At 60.5% G+C, this 20,623-nt stretch carries 25 protein-coding genes and 1 pseudogene; 19 read left to right on the forward strand and 7 right to left on the reverse strand.

What is annotated here, in order from left to right; genetic code table 11:
* Positions 1-128 precede the first annotated feature (128 nt).
* The gene (locus B7L68_RS01675) at positions 129-1,577 is read left to right on the forward strand and encodes a dihydrolipoyl dehydrogenase (RefSeq protein WP_081245958.1); all 1,449 of its coding nucleotides are present in this window, start codon (positions 129-131) and stop codon (positions 1,575-1,577) included.
* Here B7L68_RS01675 and B7L68_RS01680 read toward each other — a convergent pair.
* Positions 1,567-2,277: pseudogene (locus B7L68_RS01680) on the reverse strand (glutamate synthase); the annotation flags it as partial. The gene B7L68_RS01675 and the pseudogene B7L68_RS01680 overlap by 11 nt on opposite strands.
* A 17-nt stretch (positions 2,278-2,294) precedes the next feature.
* On the opposite strand from B7L68_RS01680, the gene B7L68_RS08580 reads away from it, so the two are divergent.
* The 7 genes from B7L68_RS08580 to B7L68_RS01710 are packed head-to-tail and all read left to right on the forward strand — an operon-like array spanning position 2,295 to position 7,097.
* A complete protein-coding gene (locus tag B7L68_RS08580) occupies positions 2,295-2,435 on the forward strand; it encodes a hypothetical protein (protein ID WP_162008390.1) in 141 nt (46 codons plus the stop codon).
* A gap of 30 nt (positions 2,436-2,465) precedes the next feature.
* Positions 2,466-4,919 (forward strand): hypothetical protein, encoded by a 2,454-nt coding sequence (locus tag B7L68_RS01685; protein ID WP_081245959.1) that lies wholly within the window; start codon positions 2,466-2,468, stop codon positions 4,917-4,919.
* Positions 4,920-4,962: 43 nt separating this feature from the next.
* Positions 4,963-5,391 (forward strand): hypothetical protein, encoded by a 429-nt coding sequence (locus B7L68_RS01690; protein WP_193432453.1) that lies wholly within the window; start codon positions 4,963-4,965, stop codon positions 5,389-5,391.
* Positions 5,388-5,951 carry a transcriptional regulator gene (locus tag B7L68_RS01695; protein WP_081245960.1) on the forward strand — a complete coding sequence of 188 codons (564 nt, stop codon included), beginning with the start codon at positions 5,388-5,390 and terminating at the stop codon, positions 5,949-5,951. The genes B7L68_RS01690 and B7L68_RS01695 overlap by 4 nt, the downstream gene beginning before the upstream one ends.
* Positions 5,948-6,280 (forward strand): TusE/DsrC/DsvC family sulfur relay protein, encoded by a 333-nt coding sequence (locus tag B7L68_RS01700; protein ID WP_081246002.1) that lies wholly within the window; start codon positions 5,948-5,950, stop codon positions 6,278-6,280. Before B7L68_RS01695 ends, B7L68_RS01700 begins: the two co-directional genes overlap by 4 nt.
* Positions 6,281-6,338: 58 nt before the next feature.
* On the forward strand, positions 6,339-6,782 hold the full coding sequence (locus B7L68_RS01705; protein WP_081245961.1) for a DUF1641 domain-containing protein: 444 nt from the start codon (positions 6,339-6,341) through the stop codon (positions 6,780-6,782).
* Positions 6,783-6,803: 21 nt separating this feature from the next.
* Positions 6,804-7,097: a translation initiation factor aIF-1A gene (locus tag B7L68_RS01710; protein WP_081245962.1), complete on the forward strand. Its 294-nt coding sequence runs from the start codon at positions 6,804-6,806 to the stop codon at positions 7,095-7,097.
* A 142-nt stretch (positions 7,098-7,239) separates the two neighbouring features.
* Here the strand turns inward: B7L68_RS01710 and B7L68_RS01715 are convergent, their stop codons facing one another.
* On the reverse strand, positions 7,240-8,547 hold the full coding sequence (locus tag B7L68_RS01715; protein WP_369907388.1) for a glutamate synthase-related protein: 1,308 nt from the start codon (positions 8,545-8,547) through the stop codon (positions 7,240-7,242).
* Positions 8,548-8,887: 340 nt separating this feature from the next.
* On the opposite strand from B7L68_RS01715, the gene B7L68_RS01720 reads away from it, so the two are divergent.
* The gene (locus B7L68_RS01720; RefSeq protein ID WP_081245964.1) at positions 8,888-9,934 is read left to right on the forward strand and encodes an asparagine synthetase A; all 1,047 of its coding nucleotides are present in this window, start codon (positions 8,888-8,890) and stop codon (positions 9,932-9,934) included.
* Positions 9,935-9,980: 46 nt separating this feature from the next.
* On the opposite strand, the gene B7L68_RS01725 is transcribed toward B7L68_RS01720, so the two are convergent.
* Positions 9,981-10,388 (reverse strand): DsrE/DsrF/DrsH-like family protein, encoded by a 408-nt coding sequence (locus B7L68_RS01725; RefSeq protein ID WP_081245965.1) that lies wholly within the window; start codon positions 10,386-10,388, stop codon positions 9,981-9,983.
* Between the two features lie 84 nt (positions 10,389-10,472).
* Here B7L68_RS01725 and B7L68_RS01730 point away from each other — a divergent pair, with 84 nt between their 5' ends.
* From B7L68_RS01730 to B7L68_RS01740, 3 genes are read left to right on the forward strand one after another with little or no spacing between them, the layout of a single operon-like run.
* A complete protein-coding gene (locus B7L68_RS01730; protein ID WP_081245966.1) occupies positions 10,473-10,712 on the forward strand; it encodes a sulfurtransferase TusA family protein in 240 nt (79 codons plus the stop codon).
* The gene (locus B7L68_RS01735) at positions 10,709-11,893 is read left to right on the forward strand and encodes an NAD(P)/FAD-dependent oxidoreductase (protein WP_081245967.1); all 1,185 of its coding nucleotides are present in this window, start codon (positions 10,709-10,711) and stop codon (positions 11,891-11,893) included. Before B7L68_RS01730 ends, B7L68_RS01735 begins: the two co-directional genes overlap by 4 nt.
* Positions 11,886-12,488, forward strand: a complete 603-nt coding sequence (locus B7L68_RS01740) for a DUF1641 domain-containing protein (protein ID WP_081245968.1) — start codon at positions 11,886-11,888, stop codon at positions 12,486-12,488. The genes B7L68_RS01735 and B7L68_RS01740 overlap by 8 nt, the downstream gene beginning before the upstream one ends.
* On the opposite strand, the gene B7L68_RS01745 is transcribed toward B7L68_RS01740, so the two are convergent.
* Positions 12,481-12,858: a GyrI-like domain-containing protein gene (locus tag B7L68_RS01745; RefSeq protein ID WP_081245969.1), complete on the reverse strand. Its 378-nt coding sequence runs from the start codon at positions 12,856-12,858 to the stop codon at positions 12,481-12,483. The two genes, B7L68_RS01740 and B7L68_RS01745, sit on opposite strands and share 8 nt — an antisense overlap.
* A 42-nt stretch (positions 12,859-12,900) precedes the next feature.
* Here B7L68_RS01745 and B7L68_RS01750 point away from each other — a divergent pair, with 42 nt between their 5' ends.
* The 5 genes from B7L68_RS01750 to B7L68_RS01770 are packed head-to-tail and all read left to right on the forward strand — an operon-like array spanning position 12,901 to position 15,986.
* Positions 12,901-13,596, forward strand: coding sequence for a DNA/RNA nuclease SfsA (locus tag B7L68_RS01750; protein WP_081245970.1), 696 nt, complete (start codon positions 12,901-12,903; stop codon positions 13,594-13,596).
* Between the two features lie 42 nt (positions 13,597-13,638).
* Complete coding sequence (locus B7L68_RS01755; RefSeq protein ID WP_081245971.1) at positions 13,639-14,358, forward strand: hypothetical protein; 720 nt, start codon at positions 13,639-13,641, stop codon at positions 14,356-14,358.
* The gene (locus tag B7L68_RS01760) at positions 14,351-14,812 is read left to right on the forward strand and encodes an AAA-associated domain-containing protein (RefSeq protein ID WP_081245972.1); all 462 of its coding nucleotides are present in this window, start codon (positions 14,351-14,353) and stop codon (positions 14,810-14,812) included. The genes B7L68_RS01755 and B7L68_RS01760 overlap by 8 nt, the downstream gene beginning before the upstream one ends.
* 48 nt (positions 14,813-14,860) lie before the next feature.
* Positions 14,861-15,409 carry a THUMP domain-containing protein gene (locus B7L68_RS01765; RefSeq protein ID WP_081245973.1) on the forward strand — a complete coding sequence of 183 codons (549 nt, stop codon included), beginning with the start codon at positions 14,861-14,863 and terminating at the stop codon, positions 15,407-15,409.
* Positions 15,384-15,986, forward strand: coding sequence for an alpha/beta fold hydrolase (locus B7L68_RS01770; RefSeq protein ID WP_081245974.1), 603 nt, complete (start codon positions 15,384-15,386; stop codon positions 15,984-15,986). The genes B7L68_RS01765 and B7L68_RS01770 overlap by 26 nt, the downstream gene beginning before the upstream one ends.
* Here B7L68_RS01770 and B7L68_RS01775 read toward each other — a convergent pair.
* Complete coding sequence (locus B7L68_RS01775) at positions 15,983-16,834, reverse strand: methyltransferase domain-containing protein (protein ID WP_081245975.1); 852 nt, start codon at positions 16,832-16,834, stop codon at positions 15,983-15,985. The genes B7L68_RS01770 and B7L68_RS01775 overlap by 4 nt on opposite strands.
* Positions 16,835-16,854: 20 nt before the next feature.
* Positions 16,855-17,745 (reverse strand): dihydropteroate synthase, encoded by an 891-nt coding sequence (locus B7L68_RS01780; protein WP_238136273.1) that lies wholly within the window; start codon positions 17,743-17,745, stop codon positions 16,855-16,857.
* Between the two features lie 136 nt (positions 17,746-17,881).
* Between B7L68_RS01780 and B7L68_RS01785 the strand changes: the two genes are divergently transcribed.
* Both B7L68_RS01785 and B7L68_RS01790 read left to right on the forward strand, forming a co-directional pair.
* Positions 17,882-18,181, forward strand: a complete 300-nt coding sequence (locus B7L68_RS01785; protein WP_081245976.1) for a hypothetical protein — start codon at positions 17,882-17,884, stop codon at positions 18,179-18,181.
* Positions 18,182-18,200: 19 nt separating this feature from the next.
* Positions 18,201-19,439, forward strand: coding sequence for a tRNA (N(6)-L-threonylcarbamoyladenosine(37)-C(2))-methylthiotransferase (locus tag B7L68_RS01790; RefSeq protein ID WP_081245977.1), 1,239 nt, complete (start codon positions 18,201-18,203; stop codon positions 19,437-19,439).
* On the opposite strand, the gene B7L68_RS01795 is transcribed toward B7L68_RS01790, so the two are convergent.
* Positions 19,436-20,623: methionine--tRNA ligase (locus B7L68_RS01795; RefSeq protein ID WP_081245978.1), on the reverse strand; the 1,188-nt coding region annotated here is incomplete at its 5' end. The genes B7L68_RS01790 and B7L68_RS01795 overlap by 4 nt on opposite strands.

The raw sequence follows: 20,623 nt of genomic DNA on the forward strand, positions 1-20,623 counted from the left end.
GTTATTAATTAATAACATTTTCTATATTTATAAACGATATTATACGCTTCACAATACGCTTTATGTCTTTCACTTATCTCGTCTACTGCTGAAAATTATTTTGAAATAATGTCAATATTTTGACAATAATGGAATTGGGAAAATACCCCGTATATCCCCCCACCGATCCCGACTTCCTGCGGGAACCGAAACGGGACAGGTACGACGTGGTCATAATAGGCGCCGGCGGGGGCGGCTACCACGGCGCCTTTGAGCTGAGCAAAGGCGGCATGAGCGTATTGATGGTCGACGACAAGGGCAATCTCGGCGGCTCCTGTCTGTATGAGGGATGTATACCGAGCAAGTCTGTTAGGGCTGGGATACACCTCCTCCACACGCTTAAGGAGATGCTTTCCTCTGTGGGCAACAACGACGTAGAGAAGGTCAAGCTGGCTTGGGAGAACTTGATAGACCACAAGGACTGGGTTCAAGATGTGCGCTATATCCAACATATAAGGGAGGTTAAGGAACATCCAGGCCTCGAGCTAGTTAAGGGCATAGCCGCCGTGGTGGACGAACATAGGGTGAGGATCCGCGGCGATGGCTGGACCAAGGAGGTTGAGGCCAGGTGGTTGCACATAGCCACCGGCTCCGTCCCGATCAAGCTTCCCGTACCTGGCGCCGAGCTGGCCATAGGCAGTATGGAGCTGTTTGGATACAAGACTAAGTACAGGAGGCTTCCCAAGAGCGCCGTGATTATAGGCGGCGGATATATAGGCGTGGAGGTGGCCTTTATGTTGGCGCGCATGGGCGTGAAGGCGACCATAGTGGAGATGTTGCCGCGCATATTGAGCGGATGGAGCGACGAGGTGGTCTCACACGTCGAGAGAAGCCTGAGGAAGCTCGGCGTCGACGTTCTGACCGGCTCCAAGGTAGTTGCCGTCAAGCAGGACGGCGGAGAGAAAATAGTCGAGTTCGAGTCGCAAAATGGGAAGGGATACGTCAAGGGCGAGGAGGTCGTGATGGCCGTCGGCAGGAGGCCGTTCGTCGACGGCTTGGACGCCTTGGGCATCGTGGAGCGCGGCAGGGTGGCCGTCGACTCGACCATGAGGACCAAGAGGCCTAACGTGTATGCGGCCGGCGACGTCATCGGCCAATACATGCTCTTCCACGCGGCCGTGAAGGAATCTACAGTAGCGGCGTGGAACATTCTCCATGGGCATCCGGTATACGAGGTGAACTTTAACGCCATACCGATCACGCTGTTCAGCGAGCCGGAGGCGGCCATGGTGGGCCTAAACGAGGAGACGGCCAAGGCTAGGGGGATACCCTACGCCACCGTTAGGTATCCGCTGGAAGACGACGCGCATGCACAGATATACAGAGCCAGAGAGGGATACGTCAAGTTGATAATAGAGAGAGAATCCCAGAGGATAATAGGCGGGGAGGTCGTTGGCGAGGCGGCCTCGTTGTTGATAAACGAGGTCGCGCTCGCCGTAGCGGTCAACGCGAGGGTGAAGGACTTGGCACTGCTGGCCCACGCGCATCCGACGATCTTCGAGGCCATAGATAGAGGCGCCGTCAGGTTTAAGCTCTAGGTTTTATAATCGTAAATATTTCTCTATTTAGCTTGATGTCCTTATTGAATAACGCCTTGAATCTAGCTATGTAGGGGGCCAACTTCGCAGCTTCCTCCTCCGAGAGCTCCCTCTGCTCCACCGAGACTCCCTCCGACTCCTCGAGGAGTTGCATGTATCTATCGCCGTCTATTATGCCGTCTAGGAGGAGGGATCGGGCGTACCTCTCAGCCGATTTCCTGTCCACGCCCGTCACGTACTCCCTCGGGACCTCGCCCCTTATGTAGATCTCGCCGCCCACCAGCCCCCTCGCTATCATGCCGCCGACCTCCTCGTCGTTGGTCACGCGCAGAACTACGACCGTGCCGCCGCCCATATACTCCCCCAGATACTTGCCGGCGGAGCCCCCCACCACGAGCACGCCGCCTCTGTGCTGGATGGCGGCCCTGGTCCCCGCGTCGCCGTATATGTATATTTCGCCGCCCCTCTTCGCCTGGCCCAAGGCGTCCCCCGCGTTGCCGTAGACGACGGCAGTCCCTCCGTTCATCGCGTCGCCGAAGTCGTCCTGCACGTCGCCGTACACGTCGAGCCGGCCTCCCGACATTACGTTGGCCGACGCGTTCCCCACGATGCCCCAGAGCCTCAGATAGCCGGAGGCCATGCCGTTGCCCAGATACCTATGGCCGTTGACGTTGACCACGTCCACCTGCCCCCGCCTACGCTGAGGAGGTCGACGTCTTGTCGTCGATTGTGGACGAGGTGCGGTTCCTCTCTGAGATATTCGACGAGATCGAGAACACCGATAGGGGCAAGCTGGAGGAGCTCGGCCAAGTGCTCGCCGAATTTTCCGACAAGGTGGCCAAGCGGCTGAATAGATAAATTTATAAAGTCCGATATATCTGCCGTCCCATGAAAACGGCAAAGCTATTCCTGGCCGTGCTACTGGCCTTGGCGGGCCTGGCCTACTCCCAGGTGGTCCCGGGCCAATCACAGACCCCGCAAATGCCTCAACAGCCTCCCTACATCGGCATCACCGTGTTGCAGAACCCGCCGCTGGCCTATCCCGGCGGCGTGGTGCAGCTGACCGTCATACTGACCTCGACCGCCGCCGTGGGCCCACTGCAGGTCCAGATAACCTCGCAGAGCTTGTCGGTCCTGACTGGCGGCTCGTACAACCTGGCGGGCCTGGCCCCGGGCACCCCTGCGACTCTCACCGCCGTCGTCAAGATACCGCTCGGCGCCAGCCCGGGCAGCTACGGAGTAACGGTAGCCCTGGTGAACCCCGTCAACAATTTCCAGTTCGAGAGCACCACCTACTACGTCCGCGTCGTCCAGCTGAGCTACGGCGCGCTGGCGTACCCCCTCGTGAGTGGCGTCTTGGCCCCCGGCGAGGTTGTAGACGTGCCGATACTTTTCGTCAACCCCACAGTGGACGTGGTTAAGGCGAGCGCAACGCTTTCAGGAGGTCCCTTCAATAGGTTCTCCAACAGCTCTCTGACCTGCTCCGCATATGTTCCCCCAAGCTCCAACTCGACGTGCTTCATACCCGCCGTTGTGCAGAACGTCCAGCCCGGGGCCTACACGGCCTACATCAACGTCACCTTGGTCGACATGGCGGACAACAACACAATCTCCTTCTCCAAGAACTTCACGGTAGTGGTCGCCGAGCCTGTGAGTATAAACATAGGCCTCGCGCCGCAGGGCCCCGTGGTGCCCGGGCAGCCCACAACCCTGCTGATCTCCGCGTCTGCAGGCGGCCCCGTCGAGCCGTCGAACGTCACCATAATTCCGCTGAACACCAGCGACGTGACCTTCATAGCGCGCCCCATAAAGCTTCCGATACTCACAAGCGTGCAGATACCCGCCGAGGCCATCATAAACAACTACGGCACGGTCACGGCGTCGTTCGAGATATGCTACTTCACCAGCATATGCACGACGAAGAACGTCACTCTGTACGTACCGTTTCCCAACATCACGGTCAACGTGGTCCAGAACCCGCCCTGGGCCTACCCCGGCTCGCTCCTGCAGTTCACCATAGCCATATCTTCGAACCAGCCGGTGGGCCCCCTGACGGTCTACGTCAACTCCGACGCGCTGGTGGTTCTGAGCGGCGCGTCCTTCAGACTGCCGGGGCTCGCCCCAGGCGCACCGCTGACGCTGACCGCCCTGGCCGAAGTCCCTAGGGACGTCGGGCCCGGCGTATATCCGCTGACGGTGACGGCAGGCGGATATACGTACACCTATTACGTCGACGTGCGCAAGCCCAACTTGGGCGTCTCGATAGCGGAAAATCCCCCTGTGGCGTATCCCGGCGCTCTGGTCACGGTCAACGTGGCGATAGCCAGCGATGCGGAGCTGCGGGGCGTCTCGGTCAACATATCCAGCCCGCTGGACGTACTGGAGGGCTCCGGATACTATCTGCCCGCGTTGCCGTCGGGGAGCCCGGTCACGCTCACGGCGGTCCTCAAGGTGCCCGACGGCGCCGCTCCGGGCGACTACCCGGTCTACGTGTCGGTGGACGGCGCCAACTATGTATCCTATGTACACGTGTCGTCGGCCTCCGTCGTTATCCAGAGCATAGCGGTGGAGCCGCCCACCGTCGTGGCCAACGGGCTTCTGCCCTACGTCAAGGCTGTAGTGTCCCTGCTGAACACCGGCGTAGTGCCGGCGCGCGGCGTATCGCTTTCGATATCGGGCGTGCCGGTCGTGGGCAACGCGTCGGTGACGTTGGGCGTTCTGCCGCCCGGACAGCCCGTACAGATACCGTTCTTGATCAACGCCAGCGCGCTCGGGCCAGGCCTGTGGAGCGTGACCGCGTCCGCGCGGTGGCTCGGCGGCGAGGTCTCCGCGACGGCGCCGCTCACCGTACTGCCCAAGGCGCAGCTAGAGGTGAGCTACAACGTTTCCAACGCCCAGCCTGGATCGACCGCAGTGGTGACCCTGACGATCAGAAACATGGGGCCCGTCCCGGCCAAGATGGTGACGCTCCAATGGACTCCAAACCAGGTCTTCCAGATCCACACGCCGAGCTCGTCGACGCCGACGGCCAACCTTCTGGAGTCCAACTTCAGATTTCTCGGCGATATATCTCCGGGCCAGAGCGCAACGACGACCTACCTAATAGATGTCTCCAGCAACGTGCCTGACGGAGTCTACTACGCAACCCTTGTGCTGGAGTGGAACGAGACAGGCGCCGTAACTCCGGTTATAGAGACCGTCCAGATACCCATAGCGGTGAGGTCCTCCATAAATCTGCTGGAGGTGGGGCCGCTCGCCGCCGCCTTGCTCATAGCGATAGTCGGCATCGCGGTGTACCTCAGAAGGCGGAGATCGGGGAGGGGCGTCGCCGGGCCTAGCTAAGGCCGCAAGCGACCTCTTTTAAAGGGGAGCTTGGATTTAACACGTGTTCGTGTCCATCCAACGCGCCCTGGACAAGCTCAGGGCCCTCGTGGGCTCTAGGGGCGATGCTTGCACGCCCGATTCCCTGGATCTCGAGCTGTCAAACGGGTTGTTCCTGAGCGGGTCTGTCGCCGTTCTCGCGCAGGGAGGCGCCTATAGATGTCTGGACGTGGGCGGCCTTGCCGACGTCTTGAGGACCTTCGCGTATCTCCAGACTATCCAGCAGAGCGCGTTCAAGACCTTGAGGCCTCCCTACGTGGAGCTGTACGAGGACGAGCGCAGATATGTCGTGTTGGGCATATATGACGACAAGGTGTATATGTCCGAGTGGTCCGGCATCCGCCTCTGTTGCTCTTGGGTAGTCGACATAGATGTGGATAGATACAGGAGGTCCTACGAGGCGCTTGAGCGGTTCCTGTCGGGAGAGCCATGAGCGGCCTTCTGGAGAGGTTCGACGTGAGACTCGACGAGAGGGAGCTGAGGATTCTGCTGGGGATAATCGGGAGCGAGCCCACCACAGCCTATAAGGTGGCCGTGGACAACAGGATGCATTTCTCCTATGTATACAAGAAGCTGTGGAGCTTCGAGCAGGAGGGGCTGGTGGCCTATTTCTGCGAGCCGGGGAGCGGCAGGAAGCTGTACTACGTGTTGCCCAAAGGCGTCTTGATCTTGATGGCGTATGAGGCGTTAAGCCCCAAGATGGCGGCCGACAAGCTCCGCGACAGGTGGAACCTCAAGGACTTCTCCGACGACGAGATCTTGGAGCTCGCCCATATATTCCTCAACAACTATAGGCCGGGCACGCCCGTCAACGACTCCGTCATGTCCGCCTACGTCCTATATACCAGGTATCTCGCGGGGGAGCTAAACGCGAGGAATAGGGCCCTCCTCAACAAGTTCTTCAGGAGGGCCTTCGAGGCGTTGATAGGATTAATAGGGGAGGGGTGCCTGCAGAAATGCGGACAGGACATAGCGTCGAGGGACTACATATGACGGCGAGTTGTCCCGGGACGTACAGAGTTGCCGGCAGAGAGATAAGGCTGGACGAAGACTGCTACCTCGAGAACCCTTCGGACTGGAGTAGAGATGTGGCCGTCTGGATCGCCGAGAACGTCGAGGGGTTGAGCCTAACCGAGGAGCACTGGCGCCTAGTTGAGTACGTTCGGGCCTACTGGGAGAGACGCGGAGAGTGTCCCCCCGTGGGCAGACTGCTCAAAGACCTCGGGATAACCTTCGAGGACCTATATAGACTCTTCCCCTCGGGCCCCGCGGAGGGCTTGTGCAGAGTGGCCGGGGTCCCTAGGCCCGGGGGCTGTTCCTAGCGCGGCCTATCTCGCGGCAACGTGGTGATGGCTTAAATAGTGGCCCTTCCACCATGCCATGAGCGCCGAGGAGAGGATATTCAGGGCCTTGGCCGACCCCCAGAGGCAGGAGGCGCTCGCGACCCTCCTCGAGAACATAGAGGCAGTCAAGGACTTCGTGCTCTTCTTGTCGGAGCTGAGGAGCTCGGGCGCGCTCGAGCTCCTGACGGCGGGCGTCGCCGCAGCTAGGACGCTCTCGGGCGACTTGATAGCCAGCAGGGATTTCGCCGAGAAGGCCGCCAAGCTCATGGAGCTGGCGGGGGCGGCGTCCGCGGTCGCCTCAAACACCGAGGGCATTGCCTGCATGTCCAAGGCCGTGTCGAGCGCCGACGCGTCGAAGCCCGTCGGCGTCTACGGCCTCCTCCAGGCCCTTCAGGACCCCGACGTGCAGAGAGGGCTTGGCTACATAATGTCGATTGTGAAGGCCCTCGGGGCCTGTCTGGCGTCGAAACAACAATTATAAGCAAGGTGGTTGGCCTAGTGCATGTCGGAGTTTAGGGTGCCCAGCGAGGGGGAGATCTTGTGTAAAGTGCTGGAGTTGCTCGGCGACAATAGGGTCAAGGTCGTCTGCCAGGACGGAGAGGTCAGGGTGACCAGAATACCCGGGCGGTACAGAAAGAGGCTCTGGCTGAAGACCGGCGACTACGTCATAGTGGCCGTCTGGGATTTCGACCCCAAGAAGGGCGACATCGTCCATAAATACGACAAAAGAGACCTGGACGAGTTAAGGCGCAGCGGCTACGCCGAGGCGATAGACAACCTGGAGAGGCTGGGCTAGGCCTGAATCCAGCCGAGCCTGGCGGAGGCTTGAGGTCAAGCTGTACGAGGCGGGGGCTCGGGAGGCGGAGCCGCCGGTAGGGCGCCTGGCGGCCACAACGGCCGCGGCCGGACCGGGGGCTGGAGCGCCACGGTTCTGCTCCTCAGCTGTACAGATAGGGTATGTCCAACATCACCGCGACGTCTCTATCTAGGGCCGCCACATCCTCGGGGCCTACGTCCGCCACGTCGTATTTGCCCAACGCCGAGACCAACATCTGTATCTCTACCTTAAGCGACTCTATGTAGTTCTCCACCCCCTTCTCGCCGCGGGCCAGCGCCGCTATCAGGAGGGGCCTGGCCATATATGCCCCTGAGGCCCCAAGCGCCAGGCTCTTAACCACGTGGCCGCCGTCGTAAAGCCTCCCCGCTATTAGCAACGATATCTTGTGGCCCTCCTCCCGCGCCTTCCTGATCGCCTTGAGCCCCACTAGGGTGGGGTATCCGAGATCCTTCATGGCCGCCGTGGGCGCCATGCCCGTCCCGCCCTCCTTGCCGTCTATCACCACCGCGTCGGCTCCCTCCTCCGCGGCGATCCTTATCACGTCGAGCGCGTCCCTAAACGGGCCTAGCTTTATCCAGATCCTCGCCCTGGGGTACGCCGTCCTCATGAACCTTATGGTGCCGGCTAGGATCTCGGCGGTGAAGGTGCCCGGGACCGAGTACCTAGTTATGTATTTCTCCTTCAGCTCCGCGTCGTCGAATTTGTACTTCGCCCTGAGCCTCTCCGCCTGGCTCCTCGGCACCTTTATCACGCCGCCCAGACCCGGCTTGGCCCCCTGGCCTATCTTTATCTCGAAGCCGATCCTCCCCTCCTCCAGATACTGCTCGACGTCCTTATCGCTGTAGACCCTATTCCACAGCTCGTCGTAGGCGTCCTCCACGCTCTGCTGTATGAAGACGCCGCCCTTCTTGTCTATATTAGTCAAATATGCGAGCAACCTCTCCTTGAACGAAGGATGCCCTCTCGTGAGCCGTTCGGAGTATCCTCTAACGGTCGCCACGTTTTCGCCTATCCCGTAGACGACGCCCGACCTCGCGGCCGCCCGGGCTATCTCGAGGGCGGTCTTGCTGGCTATATGGGTGGACCCCATGGAGCCCACGACCACCGGTAGAGAGGATTGGAAGCCCCCCACGACGGCGTCCGTCTTGACGTCCATAAAGCTCGGCTCCCTCAGAAGCTCGGCCGCCTTCTCGAGCCTCCTGGGCGTGAAGGCCGGCGGCATCAAGACCACAGTGTTCAGGGTCTTGAAGCGGGGGCAGCCCCTCTCGTAGATGCTGGAGCCCAGGACCGCGGAGCCGTACGACGCTATTAAGCCGAAGGGATATACGGCGTCCCTCCCCTTCAACGCCCTAAAGGCTATTTCACCCACGGGGTATCCCTCCAGGAACTCCCTATATCCTCTGAGCATGAACGTAAGGCCCTTCAGCAACGCCGTAATTCTGGCCGGCAACACTCGTCGACTTGCTGGGCAGTATTAATAGACCCTCGGGAAAATATATGACAATATCGGGCAAAAATATGTATATAATCAGCTCTACGCCAGGCATACAGGTAATTTCTCCCACAATCACGCCTATGGATAGCCATATTTACGAGGCTATGGATAGTAATACATACTTATCATGTACGGATAGCTAGATCATATGTACGCCTCTACTCGGCATTATTGGGTTTTATATTCCGCAGTATCCGGGTTATTGAAATACGTTGTCTCGTAATGTTTTAAATGGATCGCCGTATCGTCGGCTATGCCCTACCTTCACCCTGCGGTTCTGGAGTTCGAGAAAATGGTGGCCGACAGAGAGAGCTATAGAAAACAGCTGGAGGAATGGGTGAGGTACTCCTGGCGATGGGCCGTCAGGGATAGGTACAAGGCGGTCTTCAGAGTCCAGGCCTCCGCCTTGAGGGCGATAAGGGAGTTCCTCGACTCCAAGGGCTTCGTCGAGGTGCTTTCCCCCATAGTGGGGCCCGTGACCGATCCCGGCATAAGGGGGGCTAAACAAGCCACGATAGACTTCTACGGCGCCGAGTACAAGGTCATGTCGTCTGCGATACTCTACAAGCAGTACATGGCGGCGTCTCTGGGCAAGATATACTTCGTCAGCCCCAACATAAGGCTGGAGCCCAACGACAGCGTATATACGGGGAGGCATTTGGTCGAGTTCTACCAGGTCGACATAGAGATGTACAAGGCCTCGTATATGGACGCGATGGATGTGGCCGAGGATCTCATCACACATGTGGTCAAGTACATAAGGGACGTCCATGGAAGGGAGTTGGAATCGATGGGTAGGCAACTACGGGAGTTCCAGAGGCCGTTCAAGCGGTATCAACATAGGGAGGCGATAGAGTTCGTGAACAAGCTCGGCTGCAGGAACCCGCCCAAGGAGGAGCTCATGTGGGAGTGCGAAAAGGTGATGTCGGCCCACCACGACTCGCCGTTCTTCGTGTACGACTATCCGAGAGGGGCGAGGGGCTTCTACGACAGGGAGGACCCCGAGAGGCGCGGCGTCTTGAGGGACTTCGATATGCTGTATCCCGAGGGCTTCGGGGAGGCTGTGAGCGGCGCTGAGCGTGAGTACGAGCCCGAGAGGCTGGTCGCGAGGATTAGAGAATCGGGCGAGGACCCCGCCAAGTATCAATGGTTTCTGCAGATGGCCAAGGAGCTCTATCCGCTACAGACCGCCGGATTCGGCATAGGCGTAGAGAGGCTGACTAGATATCTATGCGGGTTGAGGGCGGTCTGGGAGGCCCGTCCCTACCCCAAAGTTGCTGGCATAGTCGGCGGTCCTTAGTAAAAAATAATAAATTTAAAATTTTATATTTTATAGTTCTTTGCTACTATATGAACAATACCTGTCCTCCCTTGGCATTCTCTAGGAATGTAGTGACGCCGACGACGTCGTCCACCAGCGTGGGGTCAAAATGCTCCTTCTTCAAGCCGGCGGCCTCCGCCATCATGGAGCATACATACACCTTGGCCCCCATCTGCTTCGCTTGTTTGAGCATGTCTTTCCAGCTCGGCGCCTTCATCCTCGCCATGCCCTCCTTGAGCCTCGGGACCATGGGCTCGAACTCCTTAGGCCATATCTCCGGCGCCGGCTCCTTCAGTAGCTTGAACATAGCCCAGCCGGTGAAGAACACGTGGACCTCATACCCCAGCGCGGCCGCGGCTTGCGATATTACGCCGACCGGTATCAGCTTGTCGTCGGTTCCCGAAAACACTATCATCGACACTTTCTCGGCCATGCTGCCGTAGTCTTAGCTCTATATATGTACTATTACACGATTCCATGTAATAATTGATATAAGGACTGATGTCAAGGGGCAACCATGCCCGAGAATAGATTGAAGGTGGACGCCAGAGGGATCGCGTGCCCGGGGCCCATCACGGAGCTCGTCAAGGCGTATAGAAACGCCAAAAACGGCGACATCATAGAGGTCATGGCTACGGACCCGGGCTTCAAGCCCGACGTTGAGGCTTGGATCAAACGGACCGGCAACCAGCTACTGGAGCTCAGAGAGGAGGGCGGGACCTACGTCGCCGTGATAAAGGTCACCGCCAAGAAATGAAGAAGCGGGTAGTCGTCATAGGCGGAGGGGCCGGCGGCGCCATACTGGCCAACAACCTCCCTCTTGAGGATTTCGAGGTTACTGTAGTCGATAGAAGCCCCTACCATTATTACTGGCCCTGGCTGCTCTATGTGGCGTTTAGGGGGTCCAGAAGGCCCATGAGGCGCGAGATAGAATCGCTCCTCAAGCCCGGCATCAACTTCATACAGTCAGGCGCCCAATCGGTGGATCTAAACAACAGGAAGGTGGTCCTCGAGGGCGGGAAGACGCTGGACTACGACTACTTGGTGATAGCCACGGGCTCGCGGCCCACGTACGAACAGATCGGCGGCCACGAGAAGGCCGTGGAGAAGTACGGCGATTACCACTCGACCGTCGAAAACGCCGAGAGGGTCTGGAAGTCCATCAACTCGCTCAAACAGGGCACGTTCGCCGTAGTGGTCGGCGGAGATCCCTACAGGTGTCCGCCTTCGCCGCTCGAGGGAGTCTTCCTGGCGGAGGAGTTCTTCAGGTCGCGGGGCCTTAGGGATAGGGTGAGGGTCGTGTTCGCTGTGCCGTACCCGCGCCCGTATCCGGCAGAGCCCATGAACGAGGTCGTCGAGCCGCTTCTAAAGGAGCGGGGCGTTGAGTACATCACGTTCTTCACGCTGGACAGAATAGAGGACGATAGAAAGGTCGCTGTGTCCATGGAGGGGGAGGAGCTCAAGTACGACGCGTTGGTCGTCATACCTCCGCACGTGGGCACCGACGTGAAGATCTCGCCCGAGGACGTGCTCACCACCGATAGGTTCATACAGGCGGATAAGTACACCAACAACATAAAGGGCTTCGACGACGCCTTCGTCATAGGCGACGCCTCGGCGGTTCCCGTCGCCAAGACTGGGGTGACCGCGCACCTGCAGGCGGAGGTGGTGGCCAAAAGGCTACAGGGAGAGGACGCCCGCAACAGCGGGCGCACAAACTGCCCGTTCGATCTGGGCTACGGCCTGGGGACCTTCGTCATAAGCGACTACAGAAACCCCGTCGTGAAGCTACCGCCGTCGCGCTTCTCGCATATGGCCAAGATGCTGTTCGCGGCGACCTACTGGGACATGGTGAGATATCCCGAGCTCTGGAACCCGATATTCGAGGCGTATTTCGACGCGACGGAGCCCGCCAAGCTGGCGAGGATCTATGTCTGAGGCGGATCTAGCCGTCGCGGAGAGCCTCTCTAGGGCGTTGAGGCCCGAGTCGGCGCGGGCTCTGGCCAAATTCGCCGAGATTTTGGTCAAGGCAGACGAGATGGGGCTTCTGGACACGCTTAGGGATCTGTTGGACGGCGAGGTCCTCGGCGAAGGGGCCAAGAGCCTTCTGAGCACCGGCACGGTCGCGGCGCTCATCAATCTCGACAGAATCTCCGCGGTCCTGGAGGCGCTGGCCAGAAACGCCGATGCTGTGGCCAAGGCGGTCTCCCTACTGGGGGCTCTCGACAGATCCGGCCTATTGAGCTTGGCGTCAGGCCTTGCGGAGCCGGAGGCTCTGGGCGAGGCCGCACGTGCCTATATGACCGCCGGAACTTTCTATCTGTTGAACGAAGCGCCGAAGATGCTGGACGGGCTTGCGTCGATGAGGATCGCACATGCGCTGGACTCGGCGCTGGCCGAAAGCCGCAAGGCGCAGGCCCCGGGCTTCCTGGATGCCTTGAACGCCTTGATGCTTGACGAAGATGCTCGGAGGGGGCTATACTTCTTCGTGGCTCTCCTGAAAAGTATAGGGGCCTCTCTGAGGCCTAAATAGGCACCTGGACCTCTACCTCGACCTCCGGCGGGGTCTGGCTTTTGTCGACCTTGAGGTAGACCTCCCGCGTGGGCGACCCCGGAGATGCGCCGTTGTTCAAAGCCCAGAACAATATGGCCGCGTACGCGTTGTCCACCTTGTCGGAAGAGCCGGCGAATCTGTAGACGGCCATCTTGCCGCCGTTGAGGACCTTGTCGCCGCTGGGATCCGGCGTGAAGATCTCGACCAACATATTCGCCCCCTGCTTGCCGTGAAACACCAAGACCGTGCCCGGCTTCAGGTCTTGAGCCAAGGCCGACCGATTGGGCACCTCCTTCAGCACGCTGAAGCCTCTCACCTCGCCCACCTCCTTCACCTCGACGTTTGGCATGGGGGGCGGGAGGTTAAGAGTATATAAAGGTTCTATCTACCCATGGCGCCTGCCGTGGGCGACGTCGTGTATCCATTCGAGGGCCCGCTGAGGCTCGTGGAGATATTGGACAGACCGAACAGGTTCCTCGTCAGGGTCGTCGACGGCGGGCAGGTCAGGAGCTGCCATCTGCACGACCCCGGGAGGTTGCCCGAGCTGGTGAGGCGTGGCGCCAGAGCTGTCGTGAGGCCCACGCGCGGCGTGAAGACCGACTGCTCGATCACGGCGATAGAGGCCCCCAACGGCGTCTGGGTCGTGGCCGACAGCAGAATACACAGCGACGTGGCCTCTCTATTTCTCGGCGAGGCCAGGAGGGAGGTAAAGGTGGGCGGCCGTAGGCTCGACTTCCTCTCCGGAGATACTTATATCGAGGTCAAGGGATGTACCTTGGTGGTCGACGGCGCGGCCCTGTTCCCCGACGCTCCGACCAAGAGGGGGGCCGAACATCTGAGGCTTCTGAGGTCGCTGATGGGCGCCGGACATAGGGCCAAGGTCGTCGTGTTGGTCATGAGGCCGGACGCCGAATGTTTCGCGCCCAATTGGGCCACAGACCCATCGTTCTCCCGCGAATTCGCCCGGTTTATAAAATCGGGCGGAGATCTGGAGGTCCACAGATTCCGCTACGCCGAGGGCCGCGTGATATACGACGGCGATGTGGGCCTCTGCAGCGGCTGGGACAGGCCGCCTTCGGGCTCTTGAGGTCTTTGCGGGGAACTTTTATAACCAGAATTTCGTGGTGCCGTGGATGTTATTTACCTAGTTCTCGCGGCGCTCGGGGCTCTCGAGGTCTGGATCGCGGCGTATCTATATAGAGGCTTGAAGTCGCTACAGTCGCTGGTATACCCCATACTCGCGAACATCCTCTGGATGAGAACCCACATGTATACGCTTGTCGATAGCTTAACCGACATGTTGGTCGCGCGGGGCGTCATATCGTCCGAGGAGGTCGCAGCGTTGAAATCTCTCTCCAGGCCGAGGGCCCCTACCCCCGAGGATCTCGACAAGGTCGAGGAGCTGTTGAGCAAAAAGCCTGAGGAGCTAAGCGACAGCGATCTCGAGGAGATCAGGAGAGTGGCGCTGGCGTTGCTCACCTGGCCCTCCCAGAACGCGGCGAAGCTGGCCGTGAAGCTGTTGTTCTTCGCGTCGCAGATAGAGAAGGGGCGGAGCTCCATCAAGCTTGCCGATAAGGTCGAGGTGTCATATGTAGCGGAGACCTGCACCGTCAAGCTACAGCTACATAGAGACGGCTCTGTCGAGGTCCTGGAGGATGCCGACATAGACTGCGTGTCCGAGAAGGTCGAGGCCTTGAGGCGGTTGGCGCGCCGCGAGGGGCCGGGCGACGCATCCGCGCTGAGCATGTACAAGCTCTGCCGCTCCCGCAATGACGCCGGATGTAGGGCCTTGATGTCGCGGCTCAGCCCGCTCGAGAGGAAGTCGCTGGATCTCCTCGTGGATGAATAGGCCTTTCCAGCCGGCGGCCGTCGACCAGGTGCTCGGGCTCCTGAGGGTTATACACTCGCTCGGAGGCAAGACGGATATCTATAGGATCGACGAGGAGGTCGAGATAGGCTTCGACGAGATAAGCCTCGCGGTAGGCGCCGCCGAGTCCCTAGGGCTCGTGGCGGTGAGGGCCGGCGACGTGGAGCTGACGGAGCTGGGCCGCAAGGCGGTTCTGGATCTCGACGACGTCAAGCAGGAAATCGCCAAGAGGCTAGCGTCGCTCACCCCCTTCGCCGACATCCTCGCGCTGCTGAGGCGGAAGGCGCCGGCGCCGTTGGGCGAGGTGACCGAGCTGCTCTGCGGGCTTGGGTACTGCGGCGACGTGGCCTGGAGGAGGATAGTGGCTTGGGCCGTTCTGTTCGGCCTGATCGAGGTGACGCCCGACGATTTGGTTCTGCCCGGCAACTCGGCGTAACGCCGACGGGCGGGGGACAGCTTTATTTATCCGTGGTATAGTTGCTCGATGTCTTTCAATTTGGTTGTGGCGACCGGCTGGAGGCAGGAGAGGATGTGCATGGAGGAGCTCTACAAGATCGGCGATATACTGGCGCGGCGGGTGATGGAGGTGTGGTTCACCGGCTTCGACGGGCTCCTCACGGCTGAGGTCGAGGGCGATCCGGCCGAGTTCACCAGGGCCCTCGCCGACTTGGTGTCGTCGGGCTACTACGTGCCTAGATTCGTCTTGAGGGCAACGCCGATAATGGTAGTCGTCAAGAGCGATCTGGACGACGTGGCTAGGGCCGCCTCGGAGCTGGCGGCTAAATATATAGGGCCAGGCGAGACGTTCAAGATAGAGCTGAAGAAGAGGGGCGTGAAGTACGACAGGCTCGCCGTCATAGACTACGTGGCTAAGGGGATAGACAGGAAGGTCGATCTGACGAAGCCGGACAAGATACTGTGGGTCGAGATGTTCCCCACGAGGACCGGCTTGTCGGTGATAACCGAGAGGGACAACTTCTCCCTCATGAGGATGAGGGTGGGGGGCCATGGAGGAGGGGACCCTATCTCTTGAGGGGCTGAGGATCCGTTATATAAGGGACGGCGGCGGGAAGCCCGTCGTCCTTCTCCACGGCTATTCCTTCAACGCCGATAATTGGTTCAGCTCCGGCGTTGCGCAGAGCCTGGCCGAGAGCTACGCCGTGTACGCCGTCGATATGCCCTACGGGGCCAAGTCCAAGAGCTCGAAGTTTAGGTCCGACGCGAGGGGCTACGCCAAGTTCTTGAGGAAGGTGCTGGACGCCCTCTCGCTCGGCGAGCCGCCCATAGTCGGCCCCTCCATGTCGGGCGAAGTGCTCATGTGGTATGTCGCGCTGGGCTACAGGACCGCCCTGGCCGTGCTAGTCGGGCCCGTGGGCCTCGACGACAGGGAGCTACAGGCCGAGCTCGCGAGGTCGGGCGCGCGGATCGCCGCCATATGGGGCGAGAAAGACGAGATATCGCCCCCCTCCGTCTACGCGCCTCTGCTGAAGAAGATGCTCCCCTCTGCGCAGGTGGCCGTATTGCCGGGGGCCGGACATCCCGCCTATCTCGACAAGCCGGGGGAGTTCCTGGAGCTGTTGAGGAGCTTCCTCGCCGAGGCCGGCTACTAGCCCTTCTGGAACACCAAGGCGTAGTTGTGGCCGAGGTCCTGGTACTCCACCTCCTTGAAGTCCCCGAAATATCTCCGAACCTCGTCGGGGCTCATCTTCAGGAAGCTCGGCGGCCCGAACGGCGAGCCCGGCTTATGCTCTATCAAGATGGCGTACCCCCCTGGCTTCAATATGCGGGCTATCTCGGCGACGGCCGCCCTCTTGTCGGCCAGATCGTGGAACACATTCGACATAACCGCCACGTCGACGACGCCGCCGGGTATCGACGTGTGCAACACGTCCTCCCTAAGTATGGACAGGTTGGGAGCGCCGATCTTCTCCACCTCCCTAAGGGCCTCCTCATCTACATCGACGCAGTAGACCCTCGAGGCCATGTCCTTCAGCGCCTCGCACAGCCTGCCGACGCCGCATCCCAGATCGGCTGCGACTCCGCCTCTAGGAGTATATTTAAGCAACAAGGCGTATTCGTCCTCGGAGATGCCGCGCCAGTGGCCGCCGTGATGGTGGCCCCCGCGGTGCGTGGGGCCCTCCGGCTCCCTCAGCTCCCCCTTGATGAGCTTCGCGAGGGCCTCCTCCACAGGTCCGTCGTAGATGTATATCTTCAGGCCCCAGCTCCTCGCCATCTCGAAGCCCCTGGGCCCTATCTCGGAGACCACAAGGGCCTGGGCCCCCCTGCGGCGCGCCTCGGCCAACGCCGCGGCGCCTCTCGCCATCCTCGCTTGCCGCGCGGGGTTTTCGACCCTCTCGATGAGCTTGTACCGCCCCTCCGCTATCTCGTATATCGCGAGCTCCTCGCCTTCGCCAAGCCCATCGACGCGTCCGCCGGTTTCCGATATCACAATCTTCATGTAATCCGATATTGATAGCGCTATATAAGTTTTCTCAACGCCTCGGCGATCTTAACGGCCTGCCGCGACTCCTTGGGGTTGTGCGTTCTTATCGCGTTGGCGCCGTGGGCCACAGCGAGCGCCTCCGCGGCCAGCGAGCCTGGCAGGACCTCGTCGGGCGTCTTCGCGCCGAGTATCCGCCTTATGAACGACTTGCGCGACACGCCGACGAGCACGGGCCTCCCCAGCTCCCCGATTTTCTCCAGGTTCTTGATCACGTAGAGGTCCCATTTCCACCAAGGCCACTGGGGGTCGCCGTGCCTATACTCGCCGGCCATCACATAGGGGGCGTCGGCAGGGGGAAGCGTCGGAAACCCTATGCCTGGATCCACGACTATCCTCTCGGGATCTACGCCGCACCTCAAGGCGATCTCCACGCTTTCCCGCAACGCCGAGATCAGCCTATCCACGGGATCGGCTCCGGGCCTCGGCTCCCTCTCCCGGGCCATCAACACCAGCGACGCCCCGTAGTCCCTAACGACTTTGCACATCTCCGGATAGAGCTTGAGGCCCGTCACGTCGTTCACTATGGATGCGCCTGCCCTCAGCGCCTCCTCGGCCACCTTGGGCCTGTACGTATCGACGCTGATGGGAACATCGACGTGTTGGGCCAAGGCCTTAACCACGGGCACCACGCGCCTCAGCTCCTCCTCGGCCGGCACCCACGTATCCTTGTAGGGGGCCGTCGACATGCCGCCCACGTCTATCAAGTCGACGAAACCCCTCCAGCTATCCGCCAGCTCCACAGCCCTCTCAGGCACATCGGCGATAGAGCCGGCGTAGAAGGACTCAGGCGATGCGTTTATTACGCCCATGATCCTCACCGGATGGCCGGAGCCGATCGGCAGCTTGCCCAAATAGGCCGTGGGCACGCCCGGTGGAAAGTCCGGCTTTTAAACCATGTCGGGCGTCGCCGAGAGGCCGGCGGGCCGTCGAGGCCCCCAGGGCCTTGTCTCCTATCTATAGTTTCCATAGGGAGAAAATTTAATTGTATAGCGTAGATATGCCATGCAACGTGTTGTCAAGACCAAGACTTTTGTGTTCGAGGCGCCTATAAGCGAGGAGATCGTGGCGCGGCTTTCCCAGTGGGGACGCGTGGCCTCCAGCGGAGCGCTCACCGTCTTCACGATAGATGCGGGCGAGGTCACCACCAAGGTCATCAGGGAGGATGCCCGCGGCAAGGTGAGGCGGATCTACGTCAGGCCGCCGTGCGGTTGCCTCTTGGTGCTGGACGAGGTGAGGGACTTCGAGCACGATACCCTATACTACAGGTTCGTCAGGTACGACCCCTGCGCTCAACATAAATAGCCTGTTCTCTCCAAGCTCCGTGAGGATCTACGTGGAGACCTACGGCTGTTGGCTCGCCAAGGCCGACGCCCAGATATTGCTGCAGAGGCTGGGCGGCGTCGTCGCCGAGAGCCCGCGCGACGCAGATATGGTCCTGGTCTACACATGCGCCGTTAGGGAGGACGGCGAGGTGAGGCAGTTGAGAAGGCTGGAACAGCTCTCGGCCGAGGCGAGGAGGCTGGTCGTGGCCGGCTGTCTGGCGAAGGCCAGGCCCTATACCATAAAGCGGATAGCTGGAGGGGCCGAGCTGATATATCCCGAGCAGGTCGAGGGAGGCCGCGAGCGGACCATGCACAACCTGCCCGAGCCCGACGGCGGCTTGATCTACACGGCGCCTCTACAGGTGGGGTGCCTCGGCAACTGCACGTTCTGCGTGACTAAATACACCAGAGGCGGGGCCGGCTACGTGAGGAGCGCTCCGCCCGACTTGGTCGTGGAGCGCGTGAGGAAAGCCGTCGCGAGGGGCGCCAGGGAGATCTACCTGACCGGACAAGACGTGGTAACGTACGGATTCGACGCCAGATGGCGGAGGGGCTGGAATCTCCCCGACCTCCTGGAGAGGATTCTGTCCGACGTCGAGGGCGAGTACAGGATAAGGATAGGCATGTCGGAGCCGTGGGTGTTCGGGAAGTTCGTCGACGCAATTCTGGATATAGTTAAGAGAGATGAGAGGATCTACAGGTATTTCCATCTGCCCGTCCAGTCGGGCAGCGACGCGGTGCTGCGCAGAATGGGGAGGAGATACACGGCGGATGAGTACCGAGGCCTTATCTCCAAGATCAAGAGAGAGCTAAACGACGACGTGTTTATAGCCACGGACATAATAGTCGGCTTCCCCGGCGAGACCGAGGAGGACTTCGGACACACCTTGAGGCTGATGGAGGAGCTGCAGTTCGACAAGGTGCACGTGGCGCGCTACAGCAGAAGGCCCTTCACCGAGGCCTCCGTGATGCCCGGCCAGATACCCGACGCTGTGAAGAAAGAACGCAGCAAGCTCGCCTCGGAGCTCGCGCTTAGGATAGCCCACGCGAGGAACTCCAGGCTTGTGGGGAGGCGGCTGAGGGTTCTCGTCGACGAGGTCGACCACGGGCTTGTGGTGGGCAGGGCGCCCGACTATCGGCAGGTCGTGGTGGGCCGCGGCGGAGGCCCCCTCGGCTCCTTCATCGAGGTGGAGGTGGGGCGCGCGGAGCCCGTATATCTCTGGGCCAAGGGGGTCTAGAGGATCGCTTGCTCCCATGGGTACTTCTTGCTCCAGCGCTCTTCTCTCAGCCTCTTCAGCTCCGCCAACATCGCGTCCAGCTCGCCTCTGTCGATTTTCCTAAATAGCGGCTCCACGTCGCCGAGCTTTACGCCGGGCGCGGGGTCCGCGTCGGGCCACCTCACGGGCGGCTCTAGCCCCATCATGGACCAGAGCCTCTCTGCAGAGGACGGAATCACGGGATACAGAAGAGCCGTCAGCGCCTTCAGTGCTCTGTAGGAATTGTAGAGGACCGTCGCCGCCTCCTCGCGCCTCTCTTTGACCAGCTGCCACGGGGCGCGTTGGTTGAGGTACCTATTGCCCTCTCTGGCTATCTCCACGGCGTCCATCAAGGCCTCCTTCAGCTCGATCCTGTCGTAGTGGGCCTCGGCCGACTTGACGTATTTAGCTACAGCCTCGGCGAACTCGGCGTCGGGGGGAGCCGAGGGGCCGGGTCCGGGCAGAACTCCGCCGAATCTGGCCTTTATGAACGAGAGGACTCTATGGGCGAAGTTGCCCACGTCGTCGTTCAGGACCTTGTTCACCACGTCCACGGCGGTCTGCCACGTGAAGTCCACATCTCTATTCTCAGGCCTCATGTAGACCAAGACAAAGCGCCAGTAATCCACCGGCATCAGCTTAAGCGCCTCGTCTATCCAGACGCCCCACCTCCTGCTCTTGGAGAACTTATCGCCCTCGTAGTTCAGATACTCCGTCGAGGAGGTGGTGAGCCTCGTGGTGTAGCCTCCGCCGTTCGCCATGATGAGCGCCGGCAGTATTATGACGTGGAAGGGTATATTGTCCTTCCCCACGAAGAACACGGCCTTGGTGGAGGGATCCAGCCAGAACTCCCTCCACCTATCGGGCTCGCCCTTCCTCTCGAAGTGCTCCTTCACGGCTGAGATGTAGCCCAGAACCGCCTCGAACCAGACGTAGATGGTCTTGCCCTCGGCGCCGGGGAACGGGGCCGGTATCCCCCATTTGTTGTCCCTAGTTATTGCCCTGGGCCTTAAGCCCTCGCGGAGTATGCCCAGAGCCATCTCCCTCGCGTTCTGGGGCAACTCGAAGTTCCCCTCGACGTATTTCCTCACGGCGTCCTCCAGCCGCCTCAAGTCGAGATACCAATGCTTGGTTCTGCGCCACTCGGGCCTGGCGCCGCATATGGC

Source organism: Thermoproteus sp. CP80, assembly GCF_002077075.2.
In the GTDB taxonomy this organism is placed as follows: domain Archaea; phylum Thermoproteota; class Thermoprotei; order Thermoproteales; family Thermoproteaceae; genus Thermoproteus.

What these genes read in the sequence shown, in the direction of transcription:
- B7L68_RS01675 (WP_081245958.1), top strand. Translation starts at nt 129, where the DNA reads ATGGAATTGGGAAAATACCCCGTATATCCCCCCACCGATCCCGACTTC.
- B7L68_RS01685 (WP_081245959.1), top strand. Translation starts at nt 2,466, where the DNA reads ATGAAAACGGCAAAGCTATTCCTGGCCGTGCTACTGGCCTTGGCGGGC.
- B7L68_RS01695 (WP_081245960.1), top strand. Translation starts at nt 5,388, where the DNA reads ATGAGCGGCCTTCTGGAGAGGTTCGACGTGAGACTCGACGAGAGGGAG.
- B7L68_RS01700 (WP_081246002.1), top strand. Translation starts at nt 5,948, where the DNA reads ATGACGGCGAGTTGTCCCGGGACGTACAGAGTTGCCGGCAGAGAGATA.
- B7L68_RS01705 (WP_081245961.1), top strand. Translation starts at nt 6,339, where the DNA reads ATGAGCGCCGAGGAGAGGATATTCAGGGCCTTGGCCGACCCCCAGAGG.
- B7L68_RS01710 (WP_081245962.1), top strand. Translation starts at nt 6,804, where the DNA reads ATGTCGGAGTTTAGGGTGCCCAGCGAGGGGGAGATCTTGTGTAAAGTG.
- B7L68_RS01715 (WP_369907388.1), bottom strand. Translation starts at nt 8,547, where the DNA reads ATGCTCAGAGGATATAGGGAGTTCCTGGAGGGATACCCCGTGGGTGAA.
- B7L68_RS01720 (WP_081245964.1), top strand. Translation starts at nt 8,888, where the DNA reads ATGCCCTACCTTCACCCTGCGGTTCTGGAGTTCGAGAAAATGGTGGCC.
- B7L68_RS01725 (WP_081245965.1), bottom strand. Translation starts at nt 10,388, where the DNA reads ATGGCCGAGAAAGTGTCGATGATAGTGTTTTCGGGAACCGACGACAAG.
- B7L68_RS01730 (WP_081245966.1), top strand. Translation starts at nt 10,473, where the DNA reads ATGCCCGAGAATAGATTGAAGGTGGACGCCAGAGGGATCGCGTGCCCG.
- B7L68_RS01735 (WP_081245967.1), top strand. Translation starts at nt 10,709, where the DNA reads ATGAAGAAGCGGGTAGTCGTCATAGGCGGAGGGGCCGGCGGCGCCATA.
- B7L68_RS01740 (WP_081245968.1), top strand. Translation starts at nt 11,886, where the DNA reads ATGTCTGAGGCGGATCTAGCCGTCGCGGAGAGCCTCTCTAGGGCGTTG.
- B7L68_RS01745 (WP_081245969.1), bottom strand. Translation starts at nt 12,858, where the DNA reads ATGCCAAACGTCGAGGTGAAGGAGGTGGGCGAGGTGAGAGGCTTCAGC.
- B7L68_RS01750 (WP_081245970.1), top strand. Translation starts at nt 12,901, where the DNA reads ATGGCGCCTGCCGTGGGCGACGTCGTGTATCCATTCGAGGGCCCGCTG.
- B7L68_RS01760 (WP_081245972.1), top strand. Translation starts at nt 14,351, where the DNA reads ATGAATAGGCCTTTCCAGCCGGCGGCCGTCGACCAGGTGCTCGGGCTC.
- B7L68_RS01765 (WP_081245973.1), top strand. Translation starts at nt 14,861, where the DNA reads ATGTCTTTCAATTTGGTTGTGGCGACCGGCTGGAGGCAGGAGAGGATG.
- B7L68_RS01770 (WP_081245974.1), top strand. Translation starts at nt 15,384, where the DNA reads ATGGAGGAGGGGACCCTATCTCTTGAGGGGCTGAGGATCCGTTATATA.
- B7L68_RS01775 (WP_081245975.1), bottom strand. Translation starts at nt 16,834, where the DNA reads ATGAAGATTGTGATATCGGAAACCGGCGGACGCGTCGATGGGCTTGGC.
- B7L68_RS01785 (WP_081245976.1), top strand. Translation starts at nt 17,882, where the DNA reads ATGCAACGTGTTGTCAAGACCAAGACTTTTGTGTTCGAGGCGCCTATA.